The organism is Amycolatopsis sp. NPDC043885, assembly GCF_056435685.1.
The window spans coordinates 798168-816897 of the sequence record NZ_JBWKEA010000001.1 but is presented as its reverse complement, the minus strand read 5'-3'; the positions used below and the strand labels follow the sequence as shown (position 1 = coordinate 816897).

Below are 18730 nucleotides of genomic sequence, written 5' to 3'. Positions count from 1 at the left end.
CCGTGACCCCTGAGAGGAGCACCCATGTCGAAATGTCCACGGGTACCACCTCCTCGTTCGCTCGCACGGCCTCCGGCAAGTTAGCAGCGGCCGGCGATCGCGCGCCAACGGTTTTACCCGAGCACCGAAAGCCCGTCCGCCACGACGACGCCGTCGTGCAGCACCGTGCGGTCCTTGCCGCGGTCCATCACCGCGCTCGTCGGGGTCTCGCCGTCCACCAGCACCAGGTCGGCGCGGTCGCCGGCGGCCACCCCCGGCCGGTCGGCGATGCCCGCCAGCCGCGGGACGTCGTGACTCATGATCGACGCGCCGCCCATCGTCGCGACGGCCAGCGCCATCTCGATCAGGTCGTCGCGGCGGAAGCCGTTCGTGAAGGCCAGCTGCCAGGTGCGGTCGAGCAGGTCGCAGTTGCCGTACGGGCTCCAGTAGTCCCGCTGGCCGTCCTCCCCGAGACCGACGCGCACACCCGCGGTCGTGAGGTCCGCGAGCGACAGCTGGCCGTCGGTGGACGGCGCGACGGTCGCCATCGCGATGTCCAGTTCCGCGAACGTGTCGATCAGGCGGCGGCTCACCGATTCCGAGATCGAGCCCAGTTCGTACGCGTGCGACATCGTGACCTTGCCGCGCATGTCCAGCGCGCGGACCCGTTCGATCACCAGGTCGGTCGAGAACACGCCGAGGTGGCCGGGTTCGTGCAGGTGGATGTCCACCTCGACGCCGTACTTCTCGGCGAGCCCGAACACGACGTCGAGATGCCCCTTGGGGTCCTTGTCCAGCGAGCACGGGTCGATCCCGCCGACGACCGTGGCGCCCGAGCGCAGCGAGGCCTCCAGCACGTCCACGGTGCCGGGTTCGCGGAGGATCCCGGCCTGCGGGAACGCCATGATCTCGACGTCCGCCTGCTTGGCGAAGCGCTCCTTCGCGGCGAGGACGGCGTCGAGCTTCTCAAGCCGGCAGTCGACGTCCACCTGTGCGTAGGTGCGCACGCGGGTGGTGCCGTTCGCGATCATGCGCTCCAGCGTCCCGATGACCCGTTCGGGCAGCGGGACCTCGGCGTCGCGCCAGTTCTCGCGGTCGTTCAGCATCATCGCCCACACGCCCGGCGCGCCGGTGTGCGGCCGGAACGGCAGGCCGATGCGCGTCGAATCCAGGTGGATGTGCACGTCGCTGAACGAGGGGAACAGCAGCCGCCCGCGCCCTTCGACCGTGTCCGGAGCAGGCGCGGCGGCGGGATCGTGCGGCCGCACCGCGGTGATCCGGCCGTCGGCCACCTCGACGTCGCTGCGCTGTCCACCCCACGGGCGGACGTCACGGATCAACACGGGGACACCTTTCTCGCCGGACTCTCTTTGGTATACCAAATCAGGCGAGCGGCGGCAACGTCACTTGGTGTGCCGGTACGGGCGCGTGTGCCCGGTCTCCGCGTTGTGCTTGGTGATGTGGTCGATCCCCATCGATTCGAGCCTCGGGTACTCGGTCACGTCGAACACGTTGTCCTCGCGGCGATGCGGGTAGATGTCGTGCCCCTTGCCCGGCCAGTAGGGGAAGACCACGTGCGTGTCCTTGTTGGAGTTCTTGGCGAAGGTTTCGGAGACGTAGTCCCATTTCTCCTGGACGAGCGGTTTCCTCGGGTCGTTGGGATCGTTGATCCACCCGGGCATCTTGATGTTGTTGTCCTTGAGCGTTCCTTCGAGGGTGTTGCCGCCGTTCTGCTTCGCGATCTTGGTGGCCTTCTCCTCGACCGAGCCGAGGTACTCGTCCTCTTCGCCGCGTTTGCGTTTCTTGGTGCCGCCGGACCAGAAGAAGTGCTTGTCCGCCTTCAGGATCTGGTCGAGTTTCGGCTTGAACCGCTCGAACTCCTCCTTCGACATCTTGTCGACGTTGACAGGAGGCTTCCGCGGGCTCCTTCGCGGTGGCTGAGGTTGCCCACTGGGGCCGACCGGCTGCGGCCGCTGCTGGTTGCCCGGCCCGGTCTTGCCGCAGGGAGGGACGAGGCCGAGCGGGTCGCCGATGAGCAGTGGCTGGTCGACGTAGCCGACGGGGTTCGGCGCGGCGGCGAGGCCGAGCGGGTCCTGGCTGAGATACCGCGAGGTCCTGGGGTCGTAGTACCGGAAGACGTTGTAGTGCAGCCCGGTTTCGTCGTCGCGGTGCTGGCCGGGGAACGCCAGCGGCATCGACGCGGTGTCGGCGCCGGGCAACGGCACACCCCAGAAACTGCTGCGGTCCTGCCAGACCAGCGTGCCGTGTTCGTCGAGCAGCTCGGTCGGCGTCCCCGCGGGCGACGTGATCACGGCACGGAACACGGCGTCTTCGAGCGCGCCCGTGCGCTCGATCTGCACGACGGGGCGGTCGTCGTCGTAGCGTTCCCAGGTCAGGAGCCGGTAGGACTCGTCGGCGGGGTCGTAATCCATCCGCTCGACCACGTTCATCCCGCTCCACAGGAAGCGGACGTCGTGCGTGAGCTCGGCTTCCCCTTCCGGATCGAGCAGCCAGCGGCGTTTGGCGAACCGTCGCCCGAGCGCGTCGTAGTGGTAGGTCCAGAGCGCGCCGTCGGGAGTGCGCACGGAGCGAAGCCGGTCGAGGTGGTCCCACTCGTAGGCGCAGGACTGATCCCCGGTGACCCGGCCCCGCTCGTCGTCGCTGTAGACGCCTTCGCCGAGGGCCATGGCTCCCGCGGTGTCGTGGGTGAACCGTTCGACCCCGGCAGGCCCGCGCGCCTCGCTGACCCGGCCCGCGGTGTCGTAGGTGAGCTGCCAAGGCCGGATGGCGTCGTCGACGGCGGCGAGCCTGCCGTCCGGCCGGTAGCCGTAGACGCGCGGCCCGACGCCCACGATGTGCTCTTCGGCGAGCCGGTCTTCCGCGTCGAAGCGCCGCCGGAGCACCACGGTGCCGTCGACGCCGCGCGTGACCTCCCGTCCGGCGTCGTCGTAGCCGAACTCGATTTCGTGGCCGGCGATCCGCAGCGACCGCGGCAGCCCGGACCCGGTGAACCGCCACTCGCTGTCCACACCGGACGATGTCCGGCGGACGAGCACGTCGCCGTCGTGGCGCCAGCACACCCCGAGCCCGTTGATCGTGTCGACGACGATCTGGTCCCCGTCGTCATGGACGAGTTCGACCCGCGACTCGGTGTTCTCGGCGACGGTCATCCTGCCGAGCGCGTCGTATTCGTACAGCGTGACGTCGTCCGGGGTACGCCTCGCCACGACGTTGCCCTGGAGGTCGTAGTCGTACTCGGTCGCGTCACCCGTACTGCTGGTCATGCGAAGCAGTTGCCCCGCCGCGTCGTAGGCGTAGCCGATCCGGCGGCCGTCGTAGTCGACCTCCTCGACGAGCCTGCCCGCGGCGTCGCGGACATAGCGCCAGGTGCGGCCGTTCGGGTTGGTCACCGAGGTGAGCCGCAGTTCGCCGTCGTAGGTGAACAGCGTGCGCGCGCCCGCGGCGTCGGCCTCTTCCAGGACGAGGCCGAACGGGCCGTACTTGCGGCGCCGCGCGGCACCCGCCGCGTCGCGGTGCTCGACGACGTGGCCTTCGGCGTCGTGCACCCACGTCTCGCGGCCGCCGTCAGGGCCGAGCCGCCAGGCGCGGCGCCCGTCGGCCGTCCAGCCGAGCCTCGCCGCGCCGCCGGAGGCCGTATACGCGAGGCGAGGGCGGCCGAACAGGTCACGGTCGCCGGGACGGTCCGTCACGGGGGCGTCGGTCAACGGGTCGGGCGCGTCCGGGATCTCCACCGGTAGTCCGGTGCCGACCAGGGTGGTGGCCGGGTCGAACGCGGGGACCGTCCGCCGGACGTCTCCCGCCGACAGCCGGACCTCGCCGTCGGTGTGCGTCAGCAGCACCGTCGATCCACCGGGACGGTGGACGGCGACCAGCGCGCCGTCCTCGTCGTACTCGTAGCCGGTCTCCCGGCCGAGTTCGTCCACTGTGGACAAAAGTTCGTCGCGCCGGTTCCAGGCGTAGCGCCGGGAGTTGCCCAGCGGATCGACGCGTTCGACCAGTTGCCTGGCATCGTTGAGGCGGTACGTCCACGTGTGGCCGTCGGCGTCGGTGTGCTTGGTCGTGCCGGGTTCGTAGGCGAACGTCGCGTTGTAGTAGCCGCTCGCCCCGACGGCGCGGACGCAGCGCCCGGCGTCGTCGTAGACGTAGCGGTACCAGGTGCCCGTGCGGTCCTTCCATCCGACGAGCCGGTGCCCGAAGTCGTAGTCGAGCGTCATGGGACGGCCCGCGTAGTCCGTGACGGCGCTCAGCTGGCCGAGCCGGTTGTACGAGAAGCGCACCAGCGGCGGCTGTCCCGGAGCCCCGAGCGCGACGATCCGCCCCTTCGCGGTGCCGATCGCGAGCTCGACACCGTCGTCACGGCGGATTCGCGCGGGCGTGCCGTCGGCCGCGTAGGCGAATTCGGTGCGGGCGCCGTTCCGCTCGATGGCCGTGAGAGGCAGGATCCGGCCCGCGCCGGCGAAGTGCAGCTCGCGATCGCCCATCGACAGCCGGTAGCCGTCCGCCGCGCGCCGCAGCCGGTGCCGCGGGCCCTGCACCGGCAGGACGGGGCCAGTCGTCGGGACGGGATAGGTCAGCACCATGCCGTCTTCGGCGTAGAACAGGATCCGGTCGCTCTGTATCGCCAGCCGTTGATCCATTGTGGACGTCCAAGAGGGACCGAACCAGCGGCCGGCGGTGTAGGCCGACAGATGGGTGCGGGAGAGTTCGAGATCGCCCGCGTCGCCGGGCAGGGTCACGTCGACCTGTTTCATGACGACTTCGCCGGTCGCGACGTCGACGGGGTCACCGCAGTAGTTCTTGGAATCCGACGACGTCGAGCGGTCGCCGTTGCCGTCCTTCTTGGTGGTGTCGGTGCTGCCGCCCCGGTCGCGGGTACCGCCGCCGTCGGTGCCGCTGGTGTTCGTCTGGTCGTTGTCGCTCTTGGTGTTGGTGCTCTTGTCGTTGGTGGTGCCGTCGTTGCCACCGCCCGGCTTGCCGTTGCCGTCGGCGCTGGAGCTGGTGGTGCCCTCGTCGATCCCGCGGTCGTTCCCGCCCTTGGTCTTGGGTGGCGGCGGGGCGTCCACCTTGCCGCCCTGCAGCTTGCGCAGGGCCTTGGCGGCGTCGTCGAAGAGCGTGTCGGCCTTCTTGAGCAGCGGCATCAGGCCCTTGAGCGCCTTGACGAGCTTGGTGGTGAGATCGGCGATCTTCGAAGCGGTCTTGGCGACCGCGGTCACCACCTGCGGCACCACCCAGGTCAGGCCGATGCCGAGGGTGAACAGCACCTGCAGCGCCCAGCTGATGAGGTGGCCGACGAGTTCGGCGATGATGTCGCGGACCAGGGTGCGGACGGCGGCGACGACCTCGCCCGCGGTCTTGACTCCGCTGGAGGCTCCCTCGCACCCCTTCTGTGCCGCGGTGAGCACGGTGACCGTGTCCTGGGACCGTTCGCGGTAGCGGTCCGCGGCGTCGCCCGCCCATGTCTGCAGGTCGGCCTTGACCAGGTCGGTCAGATCCGTGCCGATGGCGCCGAGTTCCTTGGCGATGTTGGACCAGGTCTCGGCCTGCGCCTTGATCTGATCGGCGTCGCCGGTCAGCGCGTCGAGCGCGTCGGAGAGCGGGCCGACGTGTTCGAGCAACCAGCCGACGCCCGCGGCGAGGATCGAACCGAACGGATCCATGGCCATCGACAGCGCGTCGAGAGCCGTCCCGACGGCGCCCATCGCGACCGCGGCCCAGTCGCCCTTCTCGATGCCTTCCTTGAGGTCGATCGCCGATTCCAGCAGCGGGACACCGGAGTGGTCCTTCGTGGAGTCCTGACGCTCAGCGATCAGCGGATTCGCCATCTGTGCCGTCTTCCTGCCTCGGGATCCTCACCGACTGGGCAGGCAATTTCTACCATCGCCGCGCTCCGGTGCCCCTGTGCGGAAAGGATCTTTGCCCGCCCGCCGGGAGGACGACCCGTACGGGCAGGGTCTTGCGAGTTCTGCCATGCGGAAGTTAACCTCCGCAGATTGAAATTGCCCGGCATCGCTCGCTTCTATCGAGAGGCGGATCCATGGTGAAGAGGACGCGGGCCGAAGCGGCCGCGAGCGGCAGGCCCGAGGACGAACGGCTCGGGATCGGCAGGAGTTTCACTTACGGCATCCAGCACGTCCTGACGATGTACGGCGGGATCATCGCGCCGCCCCTGATCATCGGCGGCGCCGCGGGCGTTTCGACCGCCGAGATCGGGCTGCTCGTCGCGTCGTGCCTGTTCATCGGTGGCCTGGCGACGATCCTGCAGTCGTTCGGCATCCCGTTCTTCGGCTCCCGGCTGCCGCTGGTCCAGGGCACCTCCTTCGCGGGCGTGGCGACGATGACCGCGATCGTGGCCGACGGCGGGCTGCCCGCCGTGTTCGGCTCGGTGATCGCGTCCGCGGTGCTCGGCCTGCTCATCACGCCGGTGTTCTCCCGGCTGGTGAAGTACTTCCCGCCGGTGGTCACCGGGACGGTGATCACGGTGATCGGGCTCAGCCTGATGCCGGTCGCGGCCCAGTGGGCGATGGGCGACAACACCAAGGCGCCGGAGTTCGGCTCGGTCTCCAACATCGGGCTGGCCGCGATGACGCTGGCGATCGTGCTGCTGCTCAGCAAGGTCGCCGTCCCGGCCATCTCCCGGCTCTCGATCCTCCTGTCGATCGTGGTCGGCACCGTGCTGGCCGCCGTGCTGGGCAAGGCCGATTTCTCCCAGGTCTGGGACGGCCCGATCTTCGCGGTGCCGACCCCGTTCGGCTTCGGCGCGCCGACCTTCGACATCGCCGCGATCGTGTCGATGTTCATCGTCGTGCTGGTGACCCTCACCGAGACCACGGCCGACATGCTCGCGGTGGGGGAGATCGTCGGCACGCGGGTCGGCAAACGCCGGATCGGCGACGGGCTGCGCGCCGACATGGCGTCCTCGGCGGTCGCGCCGGTCTTCAACGGGTTCATGCAGAGCGCGTTCGCCCAGAACGTCGGTCTCGTCGCGATCACCGGCGTCCGGAGCCGGTTCGTGGTGACCGCCGGCGGCGTGATCCTGCTGGTCCTCGGCATGCTCCCGGTGCTCGGCCGGGTGGTCGCCGCGATCCCGTACCCGGTGCTGGGCGGCGCCGGTCTCGTGCTGTTCGGCACGGTGGCGGCGTCCGGTATCAAGACGCTGTCCAAAGTGGACTACAACGGGAACATGAACCTGGTGATCGTCGCGGCCTCCGTCGGGCTGGGCATGGTCCCGATCGCGGCGCCGGAGTTCTACCACCACTTCCCGGCGTGGGTCGGCACGATCTTCCACTCGGGGATCAGCTCCGCCGCGCTCATGGCCGTCGTGCTGAACCTGCTGTTCAACCACCTGAAGCCGGCCAAGACGGGCAGCGACCCGTCGGTGTTCGCGACCGCGACCAGGGTGATCGACTACTCCGACCTCAAGGCCTTCTCGCGGCTCAAGGACGGCGACAAGATCGTCGACGGCAAGATCGTGGACGCCGAGGGCAAGCCGGTCCAGGTGCGCGACGAGGACGGCAGGCCCGTCCCCTACCGGATCGGGTCCGAGCCGGAAGAGCACTGAATCCGGCCGCCGGATGGCTCGCCGAAGGTGATCCTGACCTGGGGGTCTACAGAAATTTGGGACGGCGACGTGTGCGACGCGGCAAGACCTGCGACAATGGACGGCGAGATCGGGGCATCGAATGAGCTCAGACTCGCTATGAAGAGCAGGTAGAAAAAGTATGGCTCAGGGCAGCGTTAAGTGGTTCAACGGCGAAAAGGGCTTCGGCTTCATCGCTCAGGACGACGGCGGACCGGACGTTTTCGTGCACTACTCGGAGATCCAGGGCAGCGGTTTCAAGTCCCTGGACGAAGGGCAGCGCGTCGAGTTCGAGATCGGCCAAGGTCAGAAGGGCCCGCAGGCCCAGCGCGTCGTCGCCATCTGACTTTCTTCACGCCGAAGGCCTCCATCCGTACCGGGTGGGGGCCTTCGGGCGTTTCGGGACCCGATATCGTCGATGCATGCTTGTGATCCTTCGTGAGCACCCGTGCGGCCGGACGCGGTGAGCCGCTCCGCCCTGGAGCCCGATCAGGTCGGGCGGAAGGTGCGGTTGCGCGAGGTCGGGCTCCGGGATCGCCGGGTCCTGATGGGCTTCGACCGTGACATGGCCCGCGAGGCGACACCGCTGCTCGGCGGCGGGCACCGGCACTGGGCCTCGCACCGCTCGGGGTCCTCGGGCGACGACATCCACTTCGGCATCGAGACGGTGCGCGGCCGGATGCTGGTCGGTTCGGTGTGCACCATCGGCGCCGACCCGGTGACCGGCCGGTTCGGCTACGGCATCGGGATCGCCCCGCGCCACCAGCGCTGCGGGTACGCCACGGACGCCATCACCGTCCTCCTGGCGCATATGTTCGGGCAACGCGGCTTCCGCAAATGCGAGGTCAGCGTGTACGGCGGCAACCTGGCGTCGCTTTCCCTGCACGGCGGTCTCGGCTTCCGCGAGGAAGGCAGGCTGCGCGACACCGAGGTCGTGCGCGGCGAGATCAAGTATCTCGTGCGGATGGGCATCACCGCCGAAGAATTCGCCGCGCGCCCCGTCGACAGCCTCGCCGGCCTCGGCAGGCGCGGACAGCACCGGCGGCCCCGGCGCGGCAAGCACTGGCGCACACCCGCCGCGATCAGCGGCTGATCATCCCGGATTCGTAGGCGAAGACGACGGCCTGGACGCGGTCGCGGAGGCCGAGCTTCGTGAGGATGCGGCCGACGTGGGTCTTCACCGTGCCCGGCGAGAGGAACAGCAGCTCGGCGATCTCGGCGTTGGACAGGCCGCGTGCCAGCTGCTGGAGCACCTCGTGTTCGCGGCCGGTGAGCAGGGCGAGCCGGTCGTCCGGCGGCGACACGGGCAGGCCGGTGACGACCCGGTCGAGCAGCCGCCGGGTGACGGTGGGCGCGAGGGTCGCCTCGCCCGCGGCGACCACCCGGACCCCGGCGAGCAGATCCGGCGCCAGCGCGTCCTTCAGCAGGAAGCCGCTGGCCCCCGCCTGGAGCGCGGCGTAGACGTATTCGTCCAGGTCGAACGTGGTCAGCACCAGGACGCGGGCGCGCTGAGCCGCGGCGATCGCGGCGGTGGCCTCGACGCCGTCCATCTCGGGCATCCGGATGTCCATGAGCACGACGTCGGGATCGAGCTCCGCCACCAGCGCGACGGCCTCCGCGCCGTCGCCCGCCTCGCCGACGACGTCGATGTCGTCCGCGTTGTCCAGGATCATCCGCAGGCCGGTGCGCACGAGCGCCTGGTCGTCGGCGATGACCACCCGGATCGTCATGACGGCAGGGTCGCGCGGACGGCGAAGCCGCGCTCCGCCCGCGGACCCGCGTCGAAGGTGCCGCCCAGTACGTTCACCCGTTCCCGCATCCCTTCGAGGCCGTGCCCGGTGCCGGATGGCGCTTCCGCCGCGATGCCGTCGTCGGTCACCTCGATCTCCAGCGTCCCTGGCTCGTACCGCATCACGATAGTCACCGACGCGTCCGGACCGGCGTGTTTCAGCACGTTCGTCAGCGCCTCCTGCACGATCCGGTAGGCCGCCAGGTCCACTGTGGACGAAAGTGGCCGGGGTTCCCCTTCGACGCGGAACTCGACCGGCGTGCCCGCCGACCGGATGTCGGCGGCCAGCCGCGGCAGGCGCTCCGCACCGGGCCGGGGCTCCCAGTCCGGCTCGTCCTGGCCGAGCGCGCCGAGCAGGCGCCGGATCTCGCTCAACGCGGTCCGCCCGGTGTCGACGATGGCGTCCAGCGCCTCCCGCGATCGCTCGGGCCGCCGGTCCAGTTCCGCCTGGGCGCCCTGCGCTTGCAGGACCACCACGGAAAGCGCGTGGGCGACGACATCGTGCAGTTCGCGGCTGATGCGGCCGCGTTCGGCGGCCACGGCCAGCGCGGCCTGGGTGTCGCGCTCGCGTTCGAGATCGGCGGCCCGCTGTTCCAGCACCGACAGCCGGATCCGGCGCTGCCGCGTGTTCAGGCCGGCGAGCCACGCCACGCCGAGCGACAGGCCGATGGCCGGAAAACCGCCCCAGTCCTGCACTTGGTGGTCGTCGGCGTCGGTGCCGACCGGCGCCAGCCGATCGATGATGATGAGTTGCGGTGGCGTCGGGCCCGGGGTCCGCGTGTTCGCTTCCGAGGCATAGAAAGACCATGCTCCGGCGACGAGCAGTCCCGCCGCCAACAGGGCGACGGAACGCCGCCGCGACCCCCAGGCCGCGACGGAGAAGAGGCCGACCAGCGCCACGACGTCGACGGGTTTGAGGTCGTTGCCCAACGCCAGATGCAAGAGCGAGGCCGTGCCCCCGGCCGCGAAGGTGATCGTGGGATTCCGGTGCCGGACGAGCAAAGAAGCCAAGGCCACCAAGGAGACCAGCCACCACTCGAAGCCTTCTGGGTCGTCTGCCGAGACCACAGTGGACAGTCCGATGAGGATAGTAAGGCCGCGGTCGACGGCTCTCGGGTGATTCCTGAGGAAGGCCAGCACCAGCCGAGCGTAATCCCGCATCCGGTGCCGCGGATCCCTCTCGCGGCAGACCTCGGGATACGACCTGCGGCAGACGCGCGAATACGGCGCCGGGCTCCAGCCTGGACGCAGGAAGATCCTCGACAGAAACGGAAACCCCATGAGACGGCTTCTCGTCGCGCTGACCGCCCTCGCCGGCATGGTGTCCTTGGCGAGCCCGGCCGCGGCGGCCCCACGCTTGACGTTGCCGCCGCCGACCGGATCGCATCCCGTCGGCTCCACCGAACTGCATCTCGTCGACCGCTCGCGCCAGGACCCCTGGGTGCCGTCCGGTCCGCGCGAGCTGATGGTGTCGATGTTCTACCCCGCGCTGCTGCCGATCGGCCCGAAACGGCCCTACCTCACGTTGGCCGAGGCCAAGGCGTTCCTGACCGAATCGGGCCTGCCCGACATCGACCCCGCACTGGTCGCCGGGACCCGGACCGGCGCCAGGGTCGACGCGCCCCCGCTGCCGGGCAAGCACGCGCTCGTCGTCCTGTCGCCGGGATTCGGCAAACCGCGCACGACGCTCACCGGGCTCGCGGAAGAGCTGGCGAGCAAGGGGTTCGTCGTCGCGCTGATCGGCCACAACCACGAGTCCCACGGCACCGCTTTCCCGGACGGCCACGTCACCGGATGCGCCGCGTGCGGATCGGATTCGAAGCTGCTCCCGCCGATCCGCTCCGCGGACGCCTCGTTCGTCCTCGACACGTTGACCAGGCCTTCGTCGCACTGGTCCCGGCTGATCGACCGGACGCGCATCGGGATGGCGGGCCACTCGATCGGCGGGTACAGCACGCCGGCCGCGATGGTCGACGACCGGCGGATCCGCGCGGGCGCCGACCTGGACGGCAGGCTGTGGTCGCCGATCCCCGCGTCCGGGATCGACCGGCCGTTCCTGCTGCTCGGCCGCGAAAGCGAGTACACCCCGGCCGGCCCGGACACCACGTGGGCGGGCAGCTGGCCGAACCTCACCGGCTGGAAGCGCTGGATCAGCGTCGCGGCGGCCGGGCACGCGTCCTTCACCGACGTCGGCGTACTCGGTGAGCAGCTCGGCCTGAGCCAGCCCGGTCTGCTCGGCGGCGAGCGCGGCATGGCGCTGACCAGGGCGTACGTCTCCGCGTTCTTCGACAAGAACCTGCGCGGCGGACATCAGCCGCTGCTGGACGGGCCGGTGCCGGGCAACCCCGAGATCAAGTTCTGGAACTAGCCGAGGAAGGTCCCGGTGAGGCTCTCGGAGAGCTTCCAGAGCCGCGCGGCCTCACCGGGATCGGTCGCGTACGGGCGCACTCCGACCCACTCGCCCTCTTCGGGGGCGATCTCGGCGATGTCGCAGTCCTCGCAGTAGAGCCCGCCCATCCCGTCGAGCCGCGGTGACGTCGCCGCCCAGATCTGGGTCGCCGCGCCCTGCTCCGGCGTTTTGAAATCCGGGTCGGCCAGGTTGCCGTGCTCGTCGATCCAGCCGCGCTCGACCATCTCGTCCTGCCGCAGATGCCGCTGCAGGGGCGTGAGGATGGCGCCCGGATGCAGGCTGAACGCGCGGATCCCGTGGTCGGCGCCGAGCGTGTCCAGCCGCACCGCGAACAGCACGTTCGCCGTCTTGGCCTGGCCGTACGCGAGCCAGCGGTCGTAGCCGCGCTCGAACTGGACGTCGTCCCAGCGCATCGGCGAGGAATGGTGACCGGAGGAGGACACCGTGACGACGCGGGCGCCGCCGTCCGCCTTCAGCGCGGGCCAGAGACGGCTCACCAGGGCGTGGTGGCCGAGGTGGCAGATCGCGAAATGCGACTCCCAGCCGTGGCCGACCCGCCGTTCCGGCGCGGCCATGATCCCGGCGTTCGCGATCAGCAGGTCGACCGGACGCCCGGTGCCGAGGAACCGCCGGGCGAAGGCCTCGACGCTCGCCAAGTCGGCGAGGTCGAGCTCGTCGACCTCGGCACCGGAGATCCCGGCGAGCGCGGCCTCGGCGTCGGCCGGACGGCGCGCGGGGACGACCACCTGCGCGCCGGCGTTCGCCAGCGCGCGCGTGGTTTCCAGGCCCAGTCCCGAATAGCCACCGGTGACGACGGCGAGCTTGCCCGAAAGGTCGATCCCGTCCAGTACTTCCCCGGCGGTGCTGCGCGCGCCGAAGCCGGAGCCGATCTTGTGCTGTGAAGTGGTCATGCGGCGGACGCTAGGAGCTAGAGGGCCCTCTAGGACAACCGCTATCGTCGCCGGCGTGACGGAACTCGCGATCGGCCAGGTCACCGCCCGGACGGGCCTCAGCGTGCACGCGCTTCGCTTCTACGAGAAGGAAGGACTGCTCGCGGCGGCGGTGAAACGGGACGCGAACGGCCGCCGCGTGTACACCGAACAGGACGTCGACTGGCTGGTGAACTGCACGAAGTTCCGGGCGTCCGGGATGCCGCTCGCCACCATCCGCGAATTCGCCGAACTCGTCCGGCAAGGACCGGGAAACGAGGAAAAGCGGCTGGAGCTGCTGCGGGAACACCAGAACACCGTCCGGGACCGGATCGCCGAACTGGCCGACTGCCTGGAGCTGATCAGCCGGAAGGTCGAGGTCTACGAGGAGCATGTCGCGCGGGGGACGGCGGACGGGCTCTGGCGCTAGGGGACGGGACGCCGGTCAACATCGCCGTCGAAGGGGATCACGCATACCTCCGCACGTATGACGCGGCGTGGAAGGCCAAGCGCATGCGGAACGATCCGCGGATCGAGATCGCCCCTTCGACGTTCCGCGGCATCCCGACCGGCGAGGCCGTGAGCGGACGGGTTCGCCTGCTCGACGGTGACGAGGCACGGCACGCGGCCGATCGCCTGGCCAGGAAGCATCGGCTCCTGCATGGCTTCCTCGTCCCGCTCCTGCACCGGCTGAAGAAGTACAGGACGCTCCACTACGAAGTCCGGCTAGACGTCGAATAGAGTCCATAATGGACAGACGCTGCCACCCGATTGGTGCAACGTTTCGCCTGGCGATGGGCAGGAGCGGCCCCTAAGCTTTGCCGCTCGTGACCTGCGAGGTGAGACGATGAGGTCGTTCGGCGCGGTGGATCCGATCAAGCTCGCGCTCGCCGGGCTCACCACGATGGCCCTCGGGATGGCGGCGGCGCTCAACGCCGACGCGCTGCCGGTGATCGGCGGCGGCATCACCTATTCCGCCGAGTTCTCCGACGCGGGCGGACTGCGCGCGGACAACGACGTCCGGGTCGCCGGGGTCAAGGTCGGCAAGGTGTCCGAGATCGGCCTCGAAGGCGATCGCGTGCTCGTCTCCTTCCGGGTGAAGGACGCGTGGGTCGGCGACGCCACGAGCGCGTCCATTCGGATCAAGAACGTCCTGGGGCAGAAGTACTTGGCGCTCGACCCGCGCGGCGAAGCGATCCTCGACCCCGGTGACCCCATTCCGCTGCGGCGGACCACCGCGCCGTATGACGTCCTTGAAGCGTTTCGGGATTTGTCGAAAACCGTCGACGCCATCGATGTCGGCCAGCTCGCGAAAAGCTTCGACACGATTTCGGCGACCTTCGCCGATACGCCTGCCGACGTCCGCTCCGCGCTGGACGGGATCTCGAAGCTCTCCGGCACCATCGCCTCCCGCGACCGGCAACTCCGGACACTGCTCGCGAACACCCGGCAGGTGTCGCAGACCCTCGTCGACCGCGACACCGAGGTCCAGCGGTTGATCCAGGACGGCAACGCGCTGCTGCGCGCGATCTCCACCCGGCAGCAGGCGATCAAGGATCTGCTCGACGGATCGAAACGGCTCGCGACCGCGCTCGACGGCATCATCGCCGACAACGACGGGCAGCTCGGGCCGGTGCTCGAACAACTCGACCGGCTGACGTCGATGCTCCAGCGCAACCAGGATTCGCTGGCCAGGGGGATCGCCGCGTTCGCGCCGGCGATCCGGGTGCTCACCAACGTCGCGGGCAACGGGCGCTGGATCGACGGCTACCTGTGCGGGCTGGTCCTACCCACGTTCGGGCCGCTCAACGAAAAGGGCTGTTTCGACTCGTGAGTGGTAAGGACGGTTCTAACCGTCCTTACCACTCACGACCCCCACGCTCACCGCCGCTCTTTCGTCCGCCGCAACCAGTACAGCCCGATCACCGGCAGCACCAGCGGGATGAAGAGGTAGCCCTGGCCGTAAACCGACCATACGGTGGCGTGCGGGAAGGCCTCGCGGTCGAAGAGGCTGAACGTGCCGACGGTCAGCACGCCGAGCAGCTCGACGGCGCAGGCGATCAACGCGACCCGCCACCAGCCCGCGCCGCGGCGGGCCAGCGCGATGGTGGCCAGGAGGTACACGACGGCCGCGAACGCGGAGAGGGCGTAGGCCAGCGGGGCTTCGTGGAACTTGGTGCTGATCTGCACGGCGGCGCGTGAGGTCGCCGCCAGCGCGAAGATCGCGTACACGGCGACCAGGATCCGTCCTGGGCCGGAGGCCTTGTCCACCGTCTTCTCCTCGGTCTCTTCACGCACTGGCGCCCGCCCACACCTCGTGCAGCCGGAGCACCATCACCGGGATCGCGAGGCACGCGATGCCGAGGATCACGGTGCTCGACCGGGTGCGCTCGGCCAGCGCCCAGAACGTCCCGAGCGGGAGCACGACCAGGCAGCCGATCAGGTAGGCGAGATAGGTGGCCATGCTGCCGGGGCTGCCGCCGCCGATCAGCAGCACGACACCGATCACGAGCTGGGCCACCAGCAGGAGTTCGACCACGGCGAGGCCGCCGAGCAGTGCGTTGTCGGGCAGCTTCCCGCGTGCGGCCTGGACGAAACTCCACGCCGCGACCAGCGTCGCGCAGATCGCGACGGTCACCGCGAAGCCTGTGATCACGTCGGCCTCCTTACCAGCTCCACCGGCGACAACGTACCTCCGGGCGGATCATCGCCGACGGGCGACCGGTGGGGTGCGTGGCGGGCGCCACGGCGGGCTCAGTGGTCCAGACCTCGGGTGAATAGATCACGAAACGCGTTCGGTTGGCGCACCGTCAATTCGGTCGCGCGCTATTGCGTTGGCCACCTGGACCAGGGATTACGCCGCTGGTTCGTTCCTGTTACACACCGACCGGGTGGTTTAAATACGAGTTGATCTCACGCTGGGTACCCCTACCATTCGGTAGATTTCGAATTCACGTCCCTGAACAGCCCATCCGAACCCCCGATATGGCGGATTGGCCGTTCGGGATCCGGCAGGTGGAATATTCTCCATCGCGATGGTGCACATGGCCCATCCGATTGGTGCCAAGGAGGGGGCGCTCGAATGGACGTCCGGTACGAAGCGTATTGCTTCGCCGATCCGCTGTTCTTCGATGAGCAGCGGGAAACCGGGGACGCCGCCGACGATTTCGCCTCCCTGTTGCCCGCTCCTGAGGTCGGCTGGCGCACCGGAGTGCGCGGAGTGTGGCGGCTGTTGCACCCGATTGCACGAAATCTTCCCTTGCAGGGCTGGAAAATCCACGTTTCAGCAGGTTTGGCCAATGCCGAGCGGGTGCTCGTGAAGGTGCACGAGCATTGTGTCGAGCACGACGTGTCCTACAAGCATCTGCGCTCGCGGAGCACGCTGCTCGCGAGGAATTCAAAATACGCTCCGCGTGACGGAAGCGGTAAGTTACTGACTCTTTATCCGGCTGACAACAACGAGCTGGAACGTGTTCTCGCCGAGTTGTCGGCGAAGCTCGACGGCGAACCGGGGGCGTACATTCTCAGTGATCTCCGGTATGGTTCCGGGCCGCTCTACGTCCGCTACGGCGGATTCGCCGAGCAATGGGTCGAACTCGACGGCAAGCGGGTCCTCGCGGTGCGCAAACCGGACGGCACCCTGGTCCCGGACAAACGCGAGCCGACCTTCTCCGTACCCGACTGGGTGACGATTCCGGAGTTCCTCGCGCCTCATCTCGCAGCTCGCAAGAGCGGCAAAGCGGATCAGTTCCCTTACCAGGTGAAAAGCTCGCTGCACTTCTCCAACGGCGGCGGCGTGTACCTCGCCGACCGGAAGACCGACGGCGAACGGGTGGTCCTCAAGGAGGCCAGGCCGTTCGCCGGCCTGGACCGCGACGAGGTCGACGCCGTCGAACGTCTCCGCCGCGAGCACGAGGTGCTGGAGCGGTTGAAAGGTATCGACGGCATCCCCGCCACCTACGACCGCTTCACCGTCTGGGAGCACCACTTCCTGGCGATGGAGTACATGCCCGGCGTTTCGCTGGGCAACTGGCTCGCCCGCAACTACCCGCTCACCAGGCGCGACACCACCGAGGCCGACATCGCCGCGTACACCGAACGCGCGCTGGCGCTGGTCCGGCGGGTGGAGGCGATGGTCGGTGAGGTGCACGGCCGCGGGATCGTCTTCGGCGACCTGCACTCGCTGAACATCCTGGTCGACGGGGAGGACGGGGAAGACAAGACGGTCTCGCTGATCGACTTCGAGATGGCGTCCGACGTCGAAAGCGGCACGCGGCCCGCCCTCGGCGCGCCCGGCTTCCGCGCTCCGCGCGACCGGAAGGGCTTCGAGGTCGACGAGTACGCGCTCGCCGTCCTGAAGCTGTGGATCTTCCTGCCGCTCACCACGCTTCTCGAGCTCGCCCCGGCGAAGCTGCGCGGGCTCGCGGACTTCGTCCAGCAGCGCTTCGACGTCCCGGAGGGTTACGCCGACTCGATCGTCGCCGAGCTCGCACCCCGGAACGTCCCGCCGCTGACGAGCGCGACCGAGCTGGACCAGGACAAGCCGAACTGGGTGCTGGTGCGCAAGCAGATCACCGAGGCGATCCGCGCCAGCGCGACCCCCGAGCGCACCGACCGGCTCTTCCCCGGCGACATCGAGCAGTTCCGTGTCGGCGGAGCGTGCTTCGGTTACGGCGCGGCCGGCGTCCTCTACGCACTGAAAACGGCCTGCGGCGAGCGCCACCGGGAGCACGAGCGCTGGCTGCTGGACTCGATCCGCCGCGAACCACCGGGACGTCCGGGGTTCTACGACGGCTCGTACGGGATCGCGTACGTCCTCGAAGAACTCGGGTACCGGGACGAGGCCACCAAGCTGCTGTCGGCGTCGGCGACGCTGGTCGAGCAGACCACCGACCACGGTCTGGAAGGCGGCCTGTCCGGTATCGGGCTCACCCAGCTGCACTTCGCGGTGTCCCGCAAGGACAACGAGTTCGGCAGGCAGGCGCTCGCCACCGCCGTCCGGCTCGCCGAAGCGCTCGAAACGGCCGACCCGCCCGGCGACTTCGGCAGGGCCGGGCTGCTCAACGGCTGGTCCGGTCCGGCGCTGCTGTTCGTGCGGCTGTTCGAGCGCACCCGCGAAGAGGGCTGGCTGTCCTTCGCCGACCAGGCGCTGGAGCGGGACATCGAGGAGTGCGTCGAGTCCGACGACGGCTCGCTGCAGGTCCGCGACGGCGAGACCCGGACGTTGCCCTACGCCGGTGTCGGCAGCGCCGGGATCCTCATGGCCGCCGAAGAACTGGCGAAGTACCGTCCCGGCGCGAAGGCGTTGAAGAGCCTTCCCGGCCTGCGTGAAGCGTGCCGCGGCGAGTTCGTCATCCATCCCGGGCTGCTGTTCGGCCGGGGCGGGCTGATGACCGCGCTGGCCATGGGCGCCGAACCGGACCAGCGCGTCCGCGACGCCATCGACCTGCATCTTTCCCGGCTGGCCTGGTACGCGGTGCCGTACAAGGGCGGCCTGGCGTTCCCCGGCAACCAGCTGCTGCGGCTGTCGATGGACGTCGTCACCGGCGGCGCGGGCGTCCTGCTCGCCTTGGCCGCCACCCTGGACGGGAAGGCCGCACTGCCTTTCCTGTCCTCTCGAACTGCTGTCCAGTGAGGACGGCGGACCAAAGAGATAACGAGTGAAAGGGAACACCATGGAACTGGTTCTCGACCTGCAGGCCCTGGAAACCCCCGAGGTCCTCGAGGGCGGCGGCGGTGGCAGCCACGGCGGCGCGAGCAACCTCAGCCTGCTGGCCTCCTGCGCCAACAGCACCGTCAGCCTGCTGACCTGCCACTGAGTCACGGCTGACCACTGACGGCGCGGGAGCGGCACAGGCCAAGTGCGCCGCTCCCGCGCTTTCATTTTGCCGTCTGGTTCATCTCGTTGGGATCACGTTGTAAGGAGTGGGATGCGGAGCCGGTCGGGTGGGTCGTGGGGGGGGGGTTTGGGTGGGGACCCCACCCCCCCCCCCCAACCCCCCCACCCAAACCCCCCCCCCCTCCCC

At 69.2% G+C, this 18730-nt stretch carries 16 protein-coding genes; 9 read left to right on the top strand and 7 right to left on the bottom strand.

Annotated elements, in window-relative coordinates; translation table 11 throughout:
* Positions 1–113: 113 nt before the first annotated feature.
* Positions 114–1322: an amidohydrolase family protein gene (locus AC069I_RS04150; RefSeq protein WP_478264810.1), complete on the bottom strand. Its 1209-nt coding sequence runs from the start codon at positions 1320–1322 to the stop codon at positions 114–116.
* Positions 1323–1382: 60 nt separating this feature from the next.
* Complete coding sequence (locus AC069I_RS04145) at positions 1383–5822, bottom strand: DUF6531 domain-containing protein (protein WP_478264809.1); 4440 nt, start codon at positions 5820–5822, stop codon at positions 1383–1385.
* 212 nt (positions 5823–6034) lie between these two features.
* Here AC069I_RS04145 and AC069I_RS04140 point away from each other — a divergent pair, with 212 nt between their 5' ends.
* The 3 genes from AC069I_RS04140 (at position 6035) to AC069I_RS04130 (ending at position 8669) form a co-directional block, all read left to right on the top strand.
* Positions 6035–7558: a nucleobase:cation symporter-2 family protein gene (locus tag AC069I_RS04140; protein WP_478264808.1), complete on the top strand. Its 1524-nt coding sequence runs from the start codon at positions 6035–6037 to the stop codon at positions 7556–7558.
* A gap of 160 nt (positions 7559–7718) precedes the next feature.
* Positions 7719–7922: a cold-shock protein gene (locus tag AC069I_RS04135; RefSeq protein ID WP_005149851.1), complete on the top strand. Its 204-nt coding sequence runs from the start codon at positions 7719–7721 to the stop codon at positions 7920–7922.
* 102 nt (positions 7923–8024) lie between these two features.
* A complete protein-coding gene (locus tag AC069I_RS04130) occupies positions 8025–8669 on the top strand; it encodes a GNAT family N-acetyltransferase (RefSeq protein ID WP_478264807.1) in 645 nt (214 codons plus the stop codon).
* Here the strand turns inward: AC069I_RS04130 and AC069I_RS04125 are convergent.
* Both AC069I_RS04125 and AC069I_RS04120 read right to left on the bottom strand, forming a co-directional pair.
* On the bottom strand, positions 8659–9306 hold the full coding sequence (locus AC069I_RS04125) for a response regulator (protein ID WP_478223610.1): 648 nt from the start codon (positions 9304–9306) through the stop codon (positions 8659–8661). The genes AC069I_RS04130 and AC069I_RS04125 overlap by 11 nt on opposite strands.
* The gene (locus tag AC069I_RS04120; RefSeq protein ID WP_478264806.1) at positions 9303–10526 is read right to left on the bottom strand and encodes a sensor histidine kinase; all 1224 of its coding nucleotides are present in this window, start codon (positions 10524–10526) and stop codon (positions 9303–9305) included. The genes AC069I_RS04125 and AC069I_RS04120 overlap by 4 nt, the downstream gene beginning before the upstream one ends.
* Before the next feature lie 118 nt (positions 10527–10644).
* Here AC069I_RS04120 and AC069I_RS04115 point away from each other — a divergent pair, with 118 nt between their 5' ends.
* Entirely contained in the window at positions 10645–11733 is a 1089-nt protein-coding gene (locus AC069I_RS04115) for an alpha/beta hydrolase family protein (protein WP_478264805.1), read from the top strand.
* On the opposite strand, the gene AC069I_RS04110 is transcribed toward AC069I_RS04115, so the two are convergent.
* Complete coding sequence (locus tag AC069I_RS04110; RefSeq protein WP_478264804.1) at positions 11730–12686, bottom strand: SDR family NAD(P)-dependent oxidoreductase; 957 nt, start codon at positions 12684–12686, stop codon at positions 11730–11732. The genes AC069I_RS04115 and AC069I_RS04110 overlap by 4 nt on opposite strands.
* Before the next feature lie 55 nt (positions 12687–12741).
* On the opposite strand from AC069I_RS04110, the gene AC069I_RS04105 reads away from it, so the two are divergent.
* The 3 genes from AC069I_RS04105 to AC069I_RS04095 all read left to right on the top strand — a co-directional run bounded on the left by AC069I_RS04105 (position 12742) and on the right by AC069I_RS04095 (position 14538).
* Positions 12742–13134: a MerR family transcriptional regulator gene (locus AC069I_RS04105; protein ID WP_478264803.1), complete on the top strand. Its 393-nt coding sequence runs from the start codon at positions 12742–12744 to the stop codon at positions 13132–13134.
* Complete coding sequence (locus AC069I_RS04100) at positions 13053–13445, top strand: PPOX class F420-dependent oxidoreductase (RefSeq protein ID WP_478265151.1); 393 nt, start codon at positions 13053–13055, stop codon at positions 13443–13445. The genes AC069I_RS04105 and AC069I_RS04100 overlap by 82 nt, the downstream gene beginning before the upstream one ends.
* Positions 13446–13551: 106 nt before the next feature.
* Positions 13552–14538 (top strand): MCE family protein, encoded by a 987-nt coding sequence (locus AC069I_RS04095; protein ID WP_478223605.1) that lies wholly within the window; start codon positions 13552–13554, stop codon positions 14536–14538.
* Between the two features lie 47 nt (positions 14539–14585).
* Here the strand turns inward: AC069I_RS04095 and AC069I_RS04090 are convergent, their stop codons facing one another.
* Both AC069I_RS04090 and AC069I_RS04085 read right to left on the bottom strand, forming a co-directional pair.
* The gene (locus tag AC069I_RS04090; RefSeq protein ID WP_478223604.1) at positions 14586–15002 is read right to left on the bottom strand and encodes a hypothetical protein; all 417 of its coding nucleotides are present in this window, start codon (positions 15000–15002) and stop codon (positions 14586–14588) included.
* Positions 14995–15360, bottom strand: a complete 366-nt coding sequence (locus AC069I_RS04085) for a hypothetical protein (RefSeq protein ID WP_478223603.1) — start codon at positions 15358–15360, stop codon at positions 14995–14997. Before AC069I_RS04085 ends, AC069I_RS04090 begins: the two co-directional genes overlap by 8 nt.
* A gap of 426 nt (positions 15361–15786) precedes the next feature.
* Here AC069I_RS04085 and lanKC point away from each other — a divergent pair, with 426 nt between their 5' ends.
* Together lanKC and AC069I_RS04075 are read left to right on the top strand one after the other, a co-directional pair.
* Positions 15787–18339 (top strand): class III lanthionine synthetase LanKC, encoded by a 2553-nt coding sequence (lanKC, locus tag AC069I_RS04080; RefSeq protein WP_478264802.1) that lies wholly within the window; start codon positions 15787–15789, stop codon positions 18337–18339.
* Positions 18340–18379: 40 nt separating this feature from the next.
* Positions 18380–18523 carry a SapB/AmfS family lanthipeptide gene (locus AC069I_RS04075; RefSeq protein WP_091598068.1) on the top strand — a complete coding sequence of 48 codons (144 nt, stop codon included), beginning with the start codon at positions 18380–18382 and terminating at the stop codon, positions 18521–18523.
* The last annotated feature ends 207 nt before the right edge of the window (positions 18524–18730 follow it).

What these genes read in the sequence shown, in the direction of transcription:
- AC069I_RS04145 (WP_478264809.1), bottom strand. Translation starts at nt 5,822, where the DNA reads ATGGCGAATCCGCTGATCGCTGAGCGTCAGGACTCCACGAAGGACCAC.
- AC069I_RS04140 (WP_478264808.1), top strand. Translation starts at nt 6,035, where the DNA reads ATGGTGAAGAGGACGCGGGCCGAAGCGGCCGCGAGCGGCAGGCCCGAG.
- AC069I_RS04135 (WP_005149851.1), top strand. Translation starts at nt 7,719, where the DNA reads ATGGCTCAGGGCAGCGTTAAGTGGTTCAACGGCGAAAAGGGCTTCGGC.
- AC069I_RS04125 (WP_478223610.1), bottom strand. Translation starts at nt 9,306, where the DNA reads ATGACGATCCGGGTGGTCATCGCCGACGACCAGGCGCTCGTGCGCACC.
- AC069I_RS04120 (WP_478264806.1), bottom strand. Translation starts at nt 10,526, where the DNA reads ATGCGGGATTACGCTCGGCTGGTGCTGGCCTTCCTCAGGAATCACCCG.
- AC069I_RS04115 (WP_478264805.1), top strand. Translation starts at nt 10,645, where the DNA reads ATGAGACGGCTTCTCGTCGCGCTGACCGCCCTCGCCGGCATGGTGTCC.
- AC069I_RS04110 (WP_478264804.1), bottom strand. Translation starts at nt 12,686, where the DNA reads ATGACCACTTCACAGCACAAGATCGGCTCCGGCTTCGGCGCGCGCAGC.
- AC069I_RS04095 (WP_478223605.1), top strand. Translation starts at nt 13,552, where the DNA reads ATGAGGTCGTTCGGCGCGGTGGATCCGATCAAGCTCGCGCTCGCCGGG.
- lanKC (WP_478264802.1), top strand. Translation starts at nt 15,787, where the DNA reads ATGGACGTCCGGTACGAAGCGTATTGCTTCGCCGATCCGCTGTTCTTC.
- AC069I_RS04075 (WP_091598068.1), top strand. Translation starts at nt 18,380, where the DNA reads ATGGAACTGGTTCTCGACCTGCAGGCCCTGGAAACCCCCGAGGTCCTC.